At 68.7% G+C, this 15,001-nt stretch carries 11 protein-coding genes; 4 read left to right on the forward strand and 7 right to left on the reverse strand.

Translation table 11 applies throughout. The annotated features are described in order from the left end of the window. Positions 1-190: 190 nt before the first annotated feature. The 4 genes from Q9246_RS25435 to Q9246_RS25450 all read right to left on the reverse strand — a co-directional run bounded on the left by Q9246_RS25435 (position 191) and on the right by Q9246_RS25450 (position 6,705). Positions 191-2,239, reverse strand: a complete 2,049-nt coding sequence (locus tag Q9246_RS25435; protein WP_306394132.1) for an SbcC/MukB-like Walker B domain-containing protein — start codon at positions 2,237-2,239, stop codon at positions 191-193. Positions 2,240-2,702: 463 nt separating this feature from the next. Next, positions 2,703-3,482, reverse strand: a complete 780-nt coding sequence (locus Q9246_RS25440; RefSeq protein ID WP_306394135.1) for an OmpA family protein — start codon at positions 3,480-3,482, stop codon at positions 2,703-2,705. After that, the gene (locus Q9246_RS25445) at positions 3,482-4,993 is read right to left on the reverse strand and encodes a hypothetical protein (RefSeq protein ID WP_306394137.1); all 1,512 of its coding nucleotides are present in this window, start codon (positions 4,991-4,993) and stop codon (positions 3,482-3,484) included. Before Q9246_RS25445 ends, Q9246_RS25440 begins: the two co-directional genes overlap by 1 nt. 143 nt (positions 4,994-5,136) lie before the next feature. After that, entirely contained in the window at positions 5,137-6,705 is a 1,569-nt protein-coding gene (locus Q9246_RS25450) for an acyl CoA:acetate/3-ketoacid CoA transferase (RefSeq protein WP_306394139.1), read from the reverse strand. A gap of 200 nt (positions 6,706-6,905) precedes the next feature. Here Q9246_RS25450 and Q9246_RS25455 point away from each other — a divergent pair, with 200 nt between their 5' ends. The 4 genes from Q9246_RS25455 (at position 6,906) to Q9246_RS25470 (ending at position 11,675) form a co-directional block, all read left to right on the forward strand. Continuing rightward, positions 6,906-7,694 (forward strand): crotonase/enoyl-CoA hydratase family protein, encoded by a 789-nt coding sequence (locus Q9246_RS25455; RefSeq protein WP_306394141.1) that lies wholly within the window; start codon positions 6,906-6,908, stop codon positions 7,692-7,694. Positions 7,695-7,770: 76 nt separating this feature from the next. Further along, on the forward strand, positions 7,771-9,618 hold the full coding sequence (locus Q9246_RS25460) for a feruloyl-CoA synthase (RefSeq protein WP_306394143.1): 1,848 nt from the start codon (positions 7,771-7,773) through the stop codon (positions 9,616-9,618). A 7-nt stretch (positions 9,619-9,625) separates the two neighbouring features. Next, on the forward strand, positions 9,626-10,882 hold the full coding sequence (locus Q9246_RS25465; RefSeq protein ID WP_306394145.1) for a thiolase family protein: 1,257 nt from the start codon (positions 9,626-9,628) through the stop codon (positions 10,880-10,882). Positions 10,883-10,910: 28 nt separating this feature from the next. Then, positions 10,911-11,675 carry an SDR family NAD(P)-dependent oxidoreductase gene (locus Q9246_RS25470; RefSeq protein ID WP_306394146.1) on the forward strand — a complete coding sequence of 255 codons (765 nt, stop codon included), beginning with the start codon at positions 10,911-10,913 and terminating at the stop codon, positions 11,673-11,675. Here Q9246_RS25470 and Q9246_RS25475 read toward each other — a convergent pair whose 3' ends face one another. The 3 genes from Q9246_RS25475 to Q9246_RS25485 form a co-directional block, all read right to left on the reverse strand. Continuing rightward, positions 11,676-13,316 carry a carboxylesterase/lipase family protein gene (locus Q9246_RS25475; RefSeq protein ID WP_306394148.1) on the reverse strand — a complete coding sequence of 547 codons (1,641 nt, stop codon included), beginning with the start codon at positions 13,314-13,316 and terminating at the stop codon, positions 11,676-11,678. 17 nt (positions 13,317-13,333) lie between these two features. Continuing rightward, positions 13,334-13,888, reverse strand: coding sequence for a tannase/feruloyl esterase family alpha/beta hydrolase (locus tag Q9246_RS25480; RefSeq protein ID WP_422802342.1), 555 nt, complete (start codon positions 13,886-13,888; stop codon positions 13,334-13,336). A gap of 97 nt (positions 13,889-13,985) precedes the next feature. Beyond that, positions 13,986-14,966, reverse strand: coding sequence for a tannase/feruloyl esterase family alpha/beta hydrolase (locus tag Q9246_RS25485; RefSeq protein ID WP_306394150.1), 981 nt, complete (start codon positions 14,964-14,966; stop codon positions 13,986-13,988). Positions 14,967-15,001 lie beyond the last annotated feature (35 nt).

Raw genomic sequence — 15,001 nt, forward strand, 5'->3', positions numbered from 1 at the left:
CGCCTTCGCGGGGAGTCGTTACTGCCAGTGGCAGTAACGACGTGTTTCTGCTAACGCAGCGAACCGCGTTAACGGTTACTCCACCACCACCGCGCTGCTCCCTCCGCCGGCGGGCCGCACCAGCACCTTGGTCGCGATCCGCTCGGTCATCTCCTNGTGTTTCTGCTAACGCAGCGAACCGCGTTAACGGTTACTCCACCACCACCGCGCTGCTCCCTCCGCCGGCGGGCCGCACCAGCACCTTGGTCGCGATCCGCTCGGTCATCTCCTGCACGTGCGAGATCACCCCGACCTTGCGGCCCTGCGACTGCAGCGCGTCCAGGGCATCCATCGCCACCCCCAGCGTCTCGCTATCGAGGCTGCCGAAGCCCTCGTCGATGAACAGCGACTCGACCCGCACCCGGTTCGACGACAGCGAGGCCAGGCCCAGCGCCAGCGCCAGCGACACCAGGAACGATTCGCCCCCCGACAGCGAGTTCACCGAACGTATTTCGCCGCCCATGTCCTGGTCGCGCACTATCAGCGCCAGCGACGGCATGCCCTGGTAGCCGAGCCGGTCCAGGCGGTAGCGCCGCGCCAGCTGCTTCAGGTGTGCGTTGGCATAGCCGAGCAGCACGTCCAGCGTGAACTGCTGGGCGTAGTTGCGGAAGCGCTTGCCGTCGCTGGAACCGATCAGCTCCGACAGCTTGCCCCAGCGCTGCTCCTCGGCCTGCTGGCGCTCGATCCCGGCCAGGCTGGATTCGGCCTGCTTGCGCCGCTCGTCGTCCTGCAGCGCGCGCAGGCGTAGCGCGGTGGCCGTCTCGATTGCCGCCTGGCGTTCGCCGACCAGGGCGTCGAAGGCGGTCTTGAGCGCCTCGAACGGCTGGCCGTCGGGCGGACTTGACGCCTGGTGCGCCGCGCGCTGCGCGCGTCGTTCGTTGAGGATGGCGCTGGCGTTGCCGACCTGGGTCTCGATGGCGGCCAGGGCGCTGCGCTCCTGCGCCAGCCAGGCGACGCCGACCTGCAGCAGGCGCGCCAGCTCGCCAGTGTCCACGATCTCGTCGAGGCCGTCGGCGTGGCGCCGGTAGTCGTCGAGCCAGTCGGCCAGGGCCGTGCTGGCCGCGGCGCCGGCCTGGTCGAGCTCGGTGATGCGGTCGAGCAGCTGGGCCAGCGCGGTACGCGCGCGGGTCTCGGCCTGGGCCGCCTCATTGGCGGCCTGCTGGCGCGCCGCCACCTGCGCGCGCGCGCCTGCCACGGCGGCCGTCAGTTCGCGTTCGACGTCGGCCGCCGCGCGCCCCTGCCACAGGCCGGCGCGCAGCGTGCGCCTGGCAGCCAGTTCGCCGTCGAGGCGCTCGAATTCGGCCGCGAGCTTCGCGCCGGTGTCGTCGATCCCGGCGACGCGCGCCTGCATGGCGTTCGCCTCGACCTCGAGCGTCGCGATCGATGCGGCGGCGCGCGCCTGGATCTCGGTCTGCTCGCGCCACTGGGCGGCTTCCAGCGCGCGCGCCTGGCTCCAGCCGCCAGGGTCGCGGCGCCAGGCCGCCTGCCAGCCGTCGCCGTGGGCCGCGGCCATGGCAGGATCGAGATCGGCCAAAAGTAGGTCCAGTTGCGCGCCAGCCGCGTCCTGCCGGGCGCTCGCGGTCTTCAGTTCGTTCCGCAGGCCGATGGCGGCTTCGCGCTCGGCGTCGGCGCTCTTGCGCAGGCCGGCCAGCACCGATTGCGCGCCATCGACGTCGCGCTGGGCGGCATCGCGCGCCGCCGCCGCGCTGCGCCAGGCCTGTTCGCGCTGGGCCAGCGCATCGAAGGCGGCGCGCAGGCTGTCGCCCTGGGCGCCGAACCACGCGTCGCGTTCGGTCTCTGCCGGCGCTTCGCTGGCCAGCGGATCGGCATCCCAGGCCCTGGCCAGGTCGGCGCCGCGGGCCTCGGCCGCGCCGCGCTCGCGCGCCAGCGCCGCCAGGCGCTCTCCAGCCGCGGCCAGGGCGGCGTGGTGGGTCGCCTGCAATGCGCCGTTGTCGCGCACCTGTGCGCGGCAGGCGGCAACCTCGGCGCGCAGGCCGGCCAGCATGGCCTTGAGCGTCGCGTCCTGGTGGGCGTACGGGTGGTCGAGGGCGCCGCACACCGGGCAGGGATCGTCGTCGGCGAGGTTGGCGCGCAGTTGCTCGACGCCGGCGGCGCAGGCCAGTTCGGCGGCGCTGAGCGACCGTTCGGCCTGCGCCATCGCCGCGTCGTGACGTAGTCGTGGCTGATCTTGCGCAGCCATTTGTCGAAAGTGGCGGCACCGGCGCCGACGTCCTGCTGGTCGATGGTGTTGAGCGGGGCAACTGCGACTTCCGGCGCGCGTTCGGCCGGTTTGGACGGAGGTTGTACGGGCTCGCTCACGGTGGCTTCCTATACGATGAATTCTTTCGGGGCCGAGGTTGGTATATCGGCATCGATGCACGGCAGCGATCCGCGCTTGCAACTGCGACGAATTTCTTGACTGTAGTCACTAAACCGAGATTGATCAGTGAGAAAACGCAAATCCGTGTGTAGTCGCGCCACGGCGACAGGCTGGGGAGATGAGGGGGAACGATGTTGCAGAAGCGCCGTAGGCGCGGGCAGTGTTCAGCTGCGGAAGGGATTAGTCTTCAAGCGCCGTTGACCACGCTCGGAGGAGTAATGATGTGGCAGGGAGATGTCGCGTCGCATTCAGACAGTCCGGCACTACGCCGGACATGCATTGTTCAAGGCTGCACCAGCACCGTGACCCGCCGTTTCGACGCATTCGCCAGTGCCGGCGATGCGTCGATCGGCTGCGGGTCGGTGCGCCACTCGGTCTCGATCGAAGCGGCCGGCACGCCCATCCGCACCAGCGCCAGCGTGACCATCTCGGCGCGCGCGCGCGCGAGCGCCTCGGGTTCCGCCAGGCGCAGTCCCGACACCTCGAAGCCGCCCACGTCGGCATAACCAGTCACCCGCACGCTGCGCGCCTTGCTGGTCACCGCATACAGCATGGCGCGTTCGATGGTGACTTCCACGCTCTGGTAGATCAGGCGGTCGTCGTTGTAGCTGAAACCGATCTGGTAGGTCTGCGCCGTGAACGGGCCGGTCGGGATCTTGCGCGGCACGTTCAGGGGCTTGAGGAATTCGGGCGGCAGCACCGACGGCTTGCTGGGGAAACCCTCGGCCGGCATGATGACTTCGGGGCAGGTTTGCTCGAGCACGGCGACGCGCACCGGATTCAGCGCCACGCCGCCGCAGATGTCGGGCGTGCCGGCCGGCTCGCCCTCGACCAGCACCATGCGCCCGACCAGGGGCTTGTTGGCGGCGTCGGTGACGTCGTAGCGCACGCCGCTGGCGCCGTCGGTGGCCAACCAGCAGCCCGACTTGCGGCCGTTCTCGGTGTCGCGGTAGACCGGGCAGGCGAGGAAGCCGACCGCCTGGACCTGGGCCATCACGGCCAGCTCGGCGGCCAGCAGCGCGGCCGCCAGGGCGCCGCGCCGCAGGGAAGGGGATGTCGTCATTACAGCACTTTCATCAGGTTGACCAGGTCCTGCTTTTCCTGTTCGGTGAACTGGATGTGGTAGCGGCGATCGTAGATGTCGACGATCTCGCGCAGGCTGGCGGCCGAGCCGTTAGAGAAATATGGCGCGCGCGCGGCCAGGCCGCGCATCGATTGCGTGGTGATCTTGCCGATGTCTTCGCAGCGGCCGGTGGTGAGCGCATAGCCCGGGTCTTGCGTGTAGACCACCTTGCCCAGGAAGGGATGGGGTTTGTAGCCGTCGCCGCAGGTGAGCTTGAACAGCGGCAGCTCGGGCGAGGGCTTGGCGTGCGGCTCGTTGGTCGTGCCCAGGTCGATGCGGCCGGGCGCGATGTCGATCCCGCTGCCGTGCATATTGTGGCACATGGCGCAGGAGTTCAGCACCGGGTCGCCGAAGCCCATCGAGTTGATGCCGGCCGAGCCCTTGATCAGGAAGTTTCGCTTGCTGAACAGTTCGGCGCCGCGCGCCACCGATTCGCGAAACGCCTGTTGTTCGAGGTTCGCCGACGGCGCCGCCTTGCCCGCCTTCCAGGCCAGGAATTCGCGCCAGATCGGATTGGCGCCCGACTGCAGTTCGCCGCCCTGGCCCTCCTCGATGTGCTGCGGGCCGCCGCGCGCGCCGGCGTCGGCCAGGCTGCCGCCCCAGGCATCGTGGCTCTGGGCCGACGAGATCTGCGATTCGAAGGCCAGGATCTGCGCCACCTGTTCCGGCGTCGGGTCGCCCTGCATCTGCAGGTGGGTGCGCATCGCGTCGATCGCCTGGTCGGTCAGTGTCAATACGCGGGTGTCGGCCATCAGCGCTTCGCTGACGTATTGGCCGGTGCGCGGGTCGCGTTGCAGCGGCAGCCCGCTCTTGGGATCGAACGAGAAGCCCACCGCGGTGATGTATTTCAGGTTGGCCACCGGACGGGGACGGCGATACACCGAGATGGTCGGCGCGGCGCTCGCGAGGCCATATTCGGGGCTGGTGTTGCAGCCGGTCGGGTCGCGCACGACTTCGATGGTGAACTCGGGCTTGACCTCGTTGCCGGCGGCGTCGCGCGGCGGCCAAACGCGCGGGATGCGGAACAGCCCGCGCTCGAGCACCAGCGAGTGCGAGGCCCGTTCCTTCATCGGCAGATTGGGGCAGTTGGCGCCGTCCGACGGCGCGAAGATCGGGTCGCGCTCGCCCAGCAGCGCCCAGCGCTCGTTGATGGTCTTGAGCGACAGGCTCATGCCGTCCGAAGGCTGGTGGCAGCTGATGCAGGCGCGCCCGTTGCCGCCGAGGGCCGTGAAGAACGGATGGCCAACGGTGGCGGTGCTGCCGGCGGCATTGAGCGTGGTGAGCTTGCCGTATTCGTTGGCGAAGGTCTGTTCGCGCGGGAAGTCGCGCTTGTCGCCCGGCTCCCACCAGCGCGGGATGGCATTGTCGTAGGTGGCGAGGCCGTTGGCGGCCAGGGTCACGCCCAGGACCGCAAGGGCGCCGCCGGTAAGGCGGATCAGTGTCTTTTTCATGGCGTCAGGCAGGTGGGGCGGCGCGCGCGATTGCGCGGCGGCCGCCGTTCAACATCATAGCGTGGCATAGCGCGTGCGGGGCAGGCAAGCCTGCCCGGGCGTCCAGGCCGTCGTGTGGATGCGACGCAAACATGGCAATGTGCCTACTGCTGGCGATTACGTTCGATGCCGACGGCCAGGCCGCCCCAATGGTCCTCGAACAGCGACGCGTCCATACGCCGCACGTCGCGCATGATGGGCTTGAAGCCCATGTGCGCCAGCACGTCGCGTTCCAGGTCGATGCCGGGCGCGATCTCGGTCAGTTCCAGACCCTCGACCGTCAGGCGCAGTACCGCGCGTTCGGTCACGAACAGTACTTCCTGGCCGCGTTCGGCGGCGTCCAGGCCATTGAAGGTAATCTGCTCGACCGCCTCGATGAACTTCTGCACCTTGCCCTCTTGCTTGATGTGCAGGCGGCCGCCACCGACGTCGACCTCGAGGCCGCCGGCGGTAAAGGTGCCGCAGTACACCAGTTTCCTGGTCGAGCGGGTGATGTTGACGAAACCGCCACAGCCGACCGGGCGCCCGTTGAACTTGCTGACGTTGACGTTGCCGTGGTTGTCGGTCTGGGCCAGGCCCAGGAAGCTGGCGTCCAGCCCGCCGCCGTCGTAGAAGTCGAATTGCGCGCCCTGCTCGATAATCGATTCGGCATTATAGGCCAGCGCGAAGTCGCCGCCCTGGGCCGGGATGCCGCCGTTCACGCCGCTCTCGATCGACAGGGTGAGCAGGTCGGCCACGCCTTCCTCGGCGGCGATCGAGGGGATGCCGGCCGGGATGCCGATGCCGAGATTGGTCACGGCGCCCTGGCGCAGCTCGAGCGCGGCGCGGCGTGCGATCACCTTGCGCTCGTCAAGTGGCATCGGCGCCAGCGAGTTGACCGGCACCTTCGCATGGCCGCACAGGGCCGGGTTGTACTGGGTGGTGATCGACTGCATGTGGTTTTCGGGCTGGCCGAGCACGACGTAGTCGACCACCAGGCCCGGGATCTTGACCGCTTTCGGATGCAGGCTGCCGGCCTGCACCACGCGCTCGACCTGGGCGATGACGATGCCTCCGCAGGCCTTCGCCGCCTGGGCCAGGGCCAGCTGCTCGAGTAGCACGCCTTCCTTGTCGAGCGTGATATTGCCGTTTTCATCAGCCTCGGTGCCGCGGATGATGGCCACGTCGATGTGCGGACGCGGATAGAACAGCCATTCCTCGCCTGCGAATTCGACCAGCTTGACCAGGTCTTCGCGCGCGCTGGCATTGAGCTTGCCGCCTTCCAGGCGCGGGTCGACGAAGGTGCCCAGGCCGACCTTGGTCAGCAGGCCCGGGGTGCGCGCCGCGATGTGGCGGGTCAGGTGCGACAGCGAACCTTGCGGGAAGTTATAGGCCTCGACCTGGTCGTCGAAGATCATCTTCATCAATTCCTTGCCGGTCTGGCCGAAGTGGCCGGCCACGGTGCGCCGGATCATGCCGGGATGGGCGAAATGGACCATGCCGCCGTCGCGGCTGTTGCCGATGGCGCCGCAGGCCCAGGTGGTGAGGTCGCGCGGGTGGCCTTCGGCCAGGAAGCGGCGCTCGATGCCTTTCAGGACTTCCTCCGGCAGGCTGATCATGGCCAGCCCACCGAGGAAGATCGTCGCTTCGTCCTTGATCAGGCTGCCCGCCTGGTCGGCACTGATGATCTGCATGCTCGTCTCCATCAAAAAATAGTTATAGATAATAATCGTACTTTAGTATAACTATGTTGTCCGGCCCGTTCAAGCGCCGTCGCAGCCAGTGGAGAAAGCCGGGAATCGCGCTTGCACGTAGGGACATTTCGTTATAAGATATAACCATTATGATAAATTACGAAATCGACAGCGCGGCTTCCCGCCAGCGCGCAGACACCATGACCGAACTCCGGAATCCCCCATTGCTGAAGATCGAGATGGTCGGCGCAGTCGCGCGCATCACGATCTGCCGCGCGGCCAAGCGCAACGCCTTGAGCGACCTGCTGGTGGCCGAGCTGCGTGACTGTTTCGACAACCTTCCTCCCGAGGCGCGCGCCGCCGTGCTGTGCGGCGAGGGCAGCGCCTTCTGCGCCGGCCTCGACCTGTCCGAAGTACGCGAAAACAACACCACCGAAGCCGTGCTGCACTCGCGCATGTGGCATGCCGCCTTCGAGCGCATCGCCTTCGGCCGGGTGCCGGTGGTGGTGGTGCTGCACGGGGCGGTCGTCGGCGGCGGCCTGGAACTGGCCAGCGCCTGCCACATCCGGGTGGCCGAGGAATCTGCCTTTTACGCGCTGCCCGAAGGCTCGCGCGGCCTGTTCGTCGGCGGCGGCGGTTCGGCGCGCATCTCGCGCCTGATCGGTGTCGCTGCGATGACCGACATGATGCTGACCGGGCGCGTGCTGTCGGCGCAGGAAGGCCATGCGGCCGGCGTCAGCCAGTACCTGGTGGGCGAGGGCGAGGGCATGGAAAAGGCCATGGGCCTGGCGGCGCGCATTGCCGGCAACGCCCCGATGACCAATTATGGCGTGATGCACGTGCTGCCGCGGATCGCCGACCAGTCGGTCCAGGATGGCATGATGACGGAAGCACTGATGGCGGCGGTCGCGGCGAGCGATCCCGATACGCGCGGACGGCTGTCGGCCTTCCTGGACGCCAAGGCCAACAAGGTCCGCGCGGCAGGCTGATACGCCGACCGCGGCCCGGACTCAAATGCGAACAACAGCATGTGGCAGCGGAATGAATGAACCAATGGAGACAAGAATGGAAGCAAACGTGCGTTACCGTCCGGTGGCATTCGGCGACGACAAGGTAGCGGTGCGCCAGCGGGACGGGGCGACCTATGTGACGGCGCTGGCGCCGTTGGGCGACTATGCGGTGCGCTCGGTCGACCGCCTGCGCCATTGGGCGGCCATCGCCCCCGACCGCACCTTCATCGCACGCCGCGAGGAAGGCGGAGCATGGCGCCGCATCAGCTATGCCCAGGCGCTGCACGCCGCGCGCGCCATCGGCCAGGCGCTGCTGGCGCGTGGCCTCGGTCCCGACCGGCCGGTGATGATCCTGTCCGGGAACGATCTGGAACACGCGCTGCTGGGCCTGGCCTGCCAGTACGTCGGCGTGCCGTATGCCCCGATCTCGCCCGCCTATTCGCTGGTCTCGAAGGACTACGACAAGCTGCGCCACATCGTCCGGCTGCTCGGGCCGGGCCTGGTGTTCGTGGCCGACGGCAAGGCCTTCGGGCCGGCAATGGCGGCCGTCTGTGGCCCCGAGGTCGAATTCGTCGTCACCCGCGGCATCCCGGCCGAGCGCGAGGCGACCTTATTCGCGACGCTTGAACAGACCGTGCCGACCGATGCAGTCGATGCTGCAATGGAGGCAACCGGCCCTGACACGATCGCCAAGTTCCTGTTCACGTCCGGCTCGACCAAGCTGCCCAAGGCGGTGATCAATACCCAGCGCATGTTGTGCGCCAATATGCAGATGCTGCAGCAGGTCTGGCCCTTCCTGCTGGAGGAGCCGCCGGTGCTGCTCGACTGGCTTCCATGGAACCATACTTTTGGGGGCAACAAGGATTTCAATATGGTGCTGTTCAACGGCGGCACCCTGTACATCGACGACGGCAAGCCGACCCCGCAGGGCATCGCGACCACGATCGCCAACCTGCGCGAGATCGCGCCGACCGTCTACTTCAACGTGCCCAAGGGGTGGGACGACCTGGCCCAGGCGCTGGAGCAGGACATCGCATTGCGCGACAACTTCTACAGCCGCCTCAAGCTGCAGTTCTACGCCGGCGCCGCGCTGGCCCAGCCGGTCTGGGACAAGCTGCACGCCAGCGCCGAAGCGGCCTGCGGCGAGCGGATCCGCATGACCACCGGCCTGGGCATGACCGAGACCGCGCCGTGCGCGCTGTTCGCGATGCGCGAAGACGTGCATGCGGGCGAACTGGGCGTGCCCAGCCCGGGAATGGAAGTCAAGCTGGTGGCCTGCGGCGACAAGATCGAGGTGCGCTACCGCGGCCCGAGCGTCACGCCCGGCTACTGGAAGTCTCCCGAAGAAACCGCGTCGATGTTCGACGAGGAAGGGTTCTTCTGCTCGGGCGACGCCGTCAAGTGGCTCGATGAAACCCAACCGCACCTGGGCTTCGTGTTCGACGGCCGGGTGGCCGAGGACTTCAAGCTGTACACCGGCACCTGGGTCAGCGTCGGCCCGCTGCGTGGCCGCGTGATGCACGAAGGCGCGCCGTACGTTCAGGACGTGGTGATCACTGGGCACGACCGCGCCGACATCGGCCTGTTGATCATCCCGAACCTGGCCCAGTGCCGCGTGCTGGCCGGCCTGCCGCCTGCGAGTCCGGCGGCCGAGGTGCTGCAGGCAGCCGCGGTGCGCGGCTATTTCCAGGACCTGGTCGACCGCCTGTGGCGCCAGGGCAGCGGCAGCGCGACCCGGGTCGTGCGCGCCCTGCTGCTGGCCGAGCCACCGTCGATCGACCGCGGCGAGATCACCGACAAGGGCTCGATCAACCAGCGCGCCGTGCTGAGCCACCGCGCCCACCTGGTCGAGCTGCTGTACGCGGGGCACGACTCCGCCATTTTCCACGCCAAGACAGACTGAGGACACCATGGCAAACGGTTTTTATGCGGATTTCGACGATGTCTGGATCCTGGACGGCGTGCGCACGCCGATGGCCGACTACTGCGGCATCTTCGCTGACATCTCGCCCACCGACATGGGCATCAAGGTGGCGCGCGAAGTGCTGGCCAGGAGCGGAGTCGCGCCGGCCGACATCGGCTCGGTCATCACCGGCAATATGGCGCCGGGCGACTACTTCCAGTATTTCGTGGCGCGCCATATCGGCATGTATGCCGGCGTGCCGCAGCAGGTCGCCTCGATCAATGTGCAGCGCATCTGCGGCACCGGCTTCGAGCTGTTCCGCCAGGCCGGCGACCAGATCGCGCGCGGCTATACCGACACCGCGCTGGTGGTCGGCACCGAATCGATGACCCGCAACCCGATCGCCGCCTTCGGCCACCGCAGCGGCTTCCGGCTCGGCGCGCCGGTCGAGTTCAAGGACTATATGTGGGAAGCGCTGTACGATCCGGCGGCCGGCGTCACCATGCCGCAGACGGCCGAGAACCTGGCGAAGAAGTACGGCATCAGCCGCGTCGAGGTCGACGAATACGCCTCGCTCTCGTTCGAGCGCGCGGTGGCGGCGCGCGAAGACGGCTTCCACGCCGGCGAGATCGTCCCGATCCGCAACGAGAGCTTCGAGCTCGAGGGCTATGCGACGCGCAGGCTGCGCCTGGCCGGCAAGGTCGAGATGCTGGACCACGACACCCACGCGCGCCGGTCGCCGGTGGAGGTGCTGGCCCGCCTGCGGCCCCTGTATCCGGATGGAGTGCAAACCGGCGGCAACAGCTCGGCCCTGGTCGACGCGGCCGCGGGTGCGGTCGTGGTCTCGGGCGAGGTTGCGCGCCAGCGCCAGGGCGATTGCCGCCCGCTGGCGCGCCTGGTGGCCACCGCCACCGTCGGCGTGCCGCCCGAGATCATGGGCATCGGCCCGGCGCCGGCGATCCGCCTGCTGCTCGAGCGCACCGGTCTTACCCTCGACGATATCGCGCTGTTCGAGATCAACGAGGCGCAGGGCGCCCAGATCGTCGCCGTCGAGCGCGAACTGGGCCTGGACCGCGCGCGCCTGAACGTGCATGGCGGCGCCATCGCCCTCGGCCATCCGCTGGCGGCCACCGGGGTGCGCCTGACGATCACGCTGGCGCGCGCGCTGCGCAAGACCAAGGGCCGCTACGGCATCGCCTCGGCCTGCATCGGCGGTGGCCAGGGTATCGCGGTGCTGCTCGAGAATCCGGACTTCGCCGCCTGAATACGATACCAAGACAACAGGAGAACACATGGACATGCAGGGAAAATCGGCGCTGGTGACGGGCGGCGCCTCGGGCCTGGGCGCCGAGACGGCGCGCCGGCTGGCGCAGGCCGGCGCGAAGGTGGCGGTACTCGACGTCAACCTGGAAGCAGCCGAACAACTGGCGGCCGAAATCGGCGGCATCGCCTGCGGTTGCAACATCACCGACACATCCAGCGTGCAGCAGGCGCTGCACGCGGCGCGCGAGGCCCACGGCCCGGCGCGCATCCTGCTCAACTGCGCCGGCGTCGGAGGCGCCAAGCGCCTGGTGGGCCGCGACGGCGCGCCAATGCCGCTGGAAGACTTCAGCCGCATCGTCGGCATCAACCTGATCGGCACCTTCAATGCGATCCGCCTCGTGGCGGCCGAGATGGTGGCGTCGGAGCCGCTCGAAGACGGCGAGCGCGGCGTGATCGTCATGACCTCGTCGGCCGCGGCCTTCGACGGCCAGGTGGGGCAGGAAGCGTATGCGGCCTCGAAGGGCGGCCTGAATGCGCTGACCCTGCCGCTGGCGCGCGACCTGGCCCAGTTCGGGGTGCGGGTGATGACCATCGCCCCCGGCCTGTTCCTCACGCCGCTGCTGTACAAGCTGCCCGAGGAAGTGCAGCAATCGCTGGCTTCCTCGATTCCCTTCCCCAAGCGGCTGGGCAAGGCCGACGAGTTCGCGCGGCTGGCGCAGCACGTCGTCGAGAACCTGTCGCTCAATGGCGAGGTGATACGACTCGACGGCGCGCTGCGCCTGCCGCCGCGCTGATCACCAGCGCAAGGTCGGCTTGCCCGCCAGGATGCGGCGGTCGACCGCGCGGTAGTCCTGTTCGACGCGGCTCTCGACGTCGAACACCATGGCTGGCCTGGTGCGCGCATCGTAGCGCGGCCAGGCCAGGCGGCCGGAGCCGTTCGGATTGCCGGTCTTCGCGAACGCCAGCCAGGCCCCGCTCATCTGCCGCGATACCGCGCGGCTGGCCGCATCGTCGGGCACCATCGACGCTGCGGCTTTCATGTTCCCGAACACCAGCGGCACGTCCAGCCCATGCGGGCTGCCCCAGCGGCCGCCGTCGACCGGCGTCTCGTAACCCAGTTCGTACAGCCAGACCGGCGCCTTGCCGCCGCTGGACTGCGCATCGGCGATATTGACGGCATCGAAAATGGTCCACAGGTTCGAGGCGGCGCGCAGGTAGATCCGGCTTGCGTTTTCGTTCGGATAGGCGGCGCGGAAGGCACCGATCGTGCGCGCGGCTTCCTCAAGAGAGATCGTCCCGCGGTCGCTGCGGTCGTTGCGCATGAAGCCCTCTACCCATTTCGCGGGCAGCTTGTCCCAGGTCAGGGTAAACACGTCGGCGTCGCGCGCCAGCCGGCTGGCTTCGAGCCGAGTGCTGCCGATCATCAGCGGCACGCCGCTCGACAGGGCCACGGCCTCGGGCGAGAACGGGTGGAAGGGCAGGCTCACGCCATCGAGCGTCGGGTCGAAGCCGCGGAACTGCGCGCCGCGCGCGACCCGGTGCTGGGCCGAGATCAGCTGGGCGTGCGTTACCTGGCGCAGGCCCGCCAGGGCGCTCACACCCAGGTCCTGCATCACGGCGCGCATGGCGCGCGTCGCCAGCTCGGGAGACGTCGCCTCGATATACGAGCCGCTCTGGCAGATCGCCTTGTGGAACAGGCCGCGCGCGGCCGGCATCGCCATCAGCGTGCAGATCTTGGCGCCGCCGCCGGACTGGCCGAACAGCGTGACGTCGTTCGGATCGCCGCCGAAGGCCGCGATATTGTCGCGCACCCATTCCAGCGCCGCGACCTGGTCCAGCTGGCCGACATTCGCCTTGTCGCGCATGCCGGCGTCGATGTCGCCCAGGTAGGCGTAGCCGAGGACGCCGAGCCGGTGATTCAGGCTCACCACCACCACGTCGCCCAGGCGCGCCAGCGCGGCGCCGTCGGTATGCGGGGCGCCGCCGCTGCCGACGCCGAAGCCGCCGGCATGGATCCACACCATCACCGGACGACGGCGGCCGTCGCTCACCGAGGGCGACCACACATTGAGCACCAGGCAGTCTTCCGATTCCGGCTCGCTCACGCGCATCGCGGAAGCCAGGTTGTAAGTGGGTTGGGGGCGCTCGGGCGGCGGCGGGTTCACCGGCGTCTGCGGCGCGCGGTTGCCATAGCGGTCAGCGCTGCGCACGCCGGTCCAGGGCGCGGGCGGGGCGGGCGGCATGAAGCGGTTGGCGCCGCCGGTCGGGGCGCCGTAGGGCATGCCGCGGAACACGTCGATGCCGTCGGCGCGTACGCCCTCCACGATGCCATGGCGGGTCTCGACCCGCGGCCTGGCCTGCGGCGCTGCATGAAGCAGCTTGGGGAGGGTGGAAAGGCCGGCCAGGCCGGCCACCATCTGTCGTCTCGTAATCATCGTCTGGTCTCCTGGGATTACTTCGTATTGGCGCCGATCCACGGATAGCGGTCGTCGGGATCGTTCGCCGGGGCGACGCCGCGGAAGTTAGCGGCGTCGTCGATGCTGCCCTTGCCGGTGTACTGCGCGCGTACCGGATAGGCGTAGATGGGACGCGTACGGACGCCGCCGTCGGGCTTGACGGCCGCCGCGGTCACGCTGTCCGGGGCCACGCCAGCCTCGACCCAGTTGACGATCGCGCCCAGGAAGTTCGCCTCGTAGGGCATGCTGCCGCCGCGGCAGTGGTAGACGCCGGGCAGCATGAACACCCGCATCGTGTCGCGCGTTTTTGCGGTGCCGCCCAGCAGGTCGCGCACCGCCTGGTAATAGTGGAGCGTCGCGTACGGGCCAGAGGACGGGTCGGCCGCGCCCTCCCAGACGATCATCTTGCCGCCGCGGTCGCGGAAGGCGCGCAGGTCGGGATCGTAAGCGTCGTAGTGGGCGCCGAGCTGGCGTATTTCTTGCGCTTCCTCGGCCGTGAACTTGAAGTCGCCCAGCCTGACGCCGTCCGGTCGTTTGGCGCCGTAGATCATGTTGCCAAAATAGCCCTCTACCGTGGCCGGCGTCGTGGGGCGGGCCCAGGTCAGTTCCGAGCCATGGGCCAGGCCCCCCGGGAACAGGTGGCGGCCGTCAGGCGCAACCGGGCCGCTGTACAGCGCGCGCGGTGCGCACTTGCGCGCCTCCCAGGCATTGGCCGGGACGTTCGGCGCCGTCGCCGGGGCAGGCGAGGGTGGCGGGATCGAAGGTGCAGGCGCGGGGATCGTCGATCTGGCCGTCGACCAGGCCGTCCAGGCCATCGCAGGCGCGCATGACGGCCGCGTGCAGGGTCTTGACCGCGCTCGCGCTCATGATCGGGGCGCCGGCGGCATCGCGGTCGTGGGCCAACTGCCAGGCGAATTTGAGGAAGGCGGTGCTGATGTAGTTGGCCGGCGCGCCGGCCACCAGGCCGTCGAAGTCGCCGGGGTAGCGCTGCGCTTCCTTCATCGCTTCGCGTCCGCCGTCCGAGCAGCCCTGGAAGTAGGAGTGATCCGGTTGCTTGCCGTAGAAAGCGCCGATGATGGCCTTGGCGGCGATCGACACCACGTGTACGCCGCGTTCGGCGAAGTCGTCCTGCAGCGCGCGGTTGTCGCGGGCCCACAGGCTGCCGGTGGACGCCGCGCTGTGGCCGGCGTCGGTGGCGGCGACGGCGAAGGCTCCGCTCGCGGCCATCGCGTCGTCGCAGCGGGGCGAGGGTTCGGGGCGGATGAAACCGCAGTTGCCGCCGCAGCCGATTTGAAGGTAACGGCCGGTGTAACCGATGGTCGGCAGGCGCAGCTCGAACTTGACCTGGGGCCAGACATAGCCCGAGACCAGGCAGTGTTCGGCGCGCGCGCCGTCCTGCGCCACCAGTCGCGCACTGGCGATCTCGGTGGGGGCATTGGGCAGCCGGTCGAAGCGGTTCAGCTGCGCCGCGTCGCAGGCCAGCACCGGCTTGACGATGGCCTTGGCCGGCAGGGTCAGCATGGGCACCGGGGTGGCGCCGGCATTGGCTGCGGCGTGCGGTGGCGCCAGCAGCGCCAGCATTGACAACAGCATGGCGCGCCCGAGGCGCGCGATCGGATCGTGAACCATCTCGTCTCCTGTTCTGGTTTTGGTTGTGAATTTAT

This window comes from Telluria beijingensis, from assembly GCF_030770395.1.
GTDB classification, from domain to species: Bacteria; Pseudomonadota; Gammaproteobacteria; order Burkholderiales; family Burkholderiaceae_D; genus Telluria; species Telluria beijingensis.

What these genes read in the sequence shown, in the direction of transcription:
- Q9246_RS25435 (WP_306394132.1), bottom strand. Translation starts at nt 2,239, where the DNA reads ATGGCTGCGCAAGATCAGCCACGACTACGTCACGACGCGGCGATGGCG.
- Q9246_RS25440 (WP_306394135.1), bottom strand. Translation starts at nt 3,482, where the DNA reads ATGACGACATCCCCTTCCCTGCGGCGCGGCGCCCTGGCGGCCGCGCTG.
- Q9246_RS25445 (WP_306394137.1), bottom strand. Translation starts at nt 4,993, where the DNA reads ATGAAAAAGACACTGATCCGCCTTACCGGCGGCGCCCTTGCGGTCCTG.
- Q9246_RS25450 (WP_306394139.1), bottom strand. Translation starts at nt 6,705, where the DNA reads ATGCAGATCATCAGTGCCGACCAGGCGGGCAGCCTGATCAAGGACGAA.
- Q9246_RS25455 (WP_306394141.1), top strand. Translation starts at nt 6,906, where the DNA reads ATGACCGAACTCCGGAATCCCCCATTGCTGAAGATCGAGATGGTCGGC.
- Q9246_RS25460 (WP_306394143.1), top strand. Translation starts at nt 7,771, where the DNA reads ATGGAAGCAAACGTGCGTTACCGTCCGGTGGCATTCGGCGACGACAAG.
- Q9246_RS25465 (WP_306394145.1), top strand. Translation starts at nt 9,626, where the DNA reads ATGGCAAACGGTTTTTATGCGGATTTCGACGATGTCTGGATCCTGGAC.
- Q9246_RS25470 (WP_306394146.1), top strand. Translation starts at nt 10,911, where the DNA reads ATGGACATGCAGGGAAAATCGGCGCTGGTGACGGGCGGCGCCTCGGGC.
- Q9246_RS25475 (WP_306394148.1), bottom strand. Translation starts at nt 13,316, where the DNA reads ATGATTACGAGACGACAGATGGTGGCCGGCCTGGCCGGCCTTTCCACC.
- Q9246_RS25480 (WP_422802342.1), bottom strand. Translation starts at nt 13,888, where the DNA reads ATGATCTACGGCGCCAAACGACCGGACGGCGTCAGGCTGGGCGACTTC.
- Q9246_RS25485 (WP_306394150.1), bottom strand. Translation starts at nt 14,966, where the DNA reads ATGGTTCACGATCCGATCGCGCGCCTCGGGCGCGCCATGCTGTTGTCA.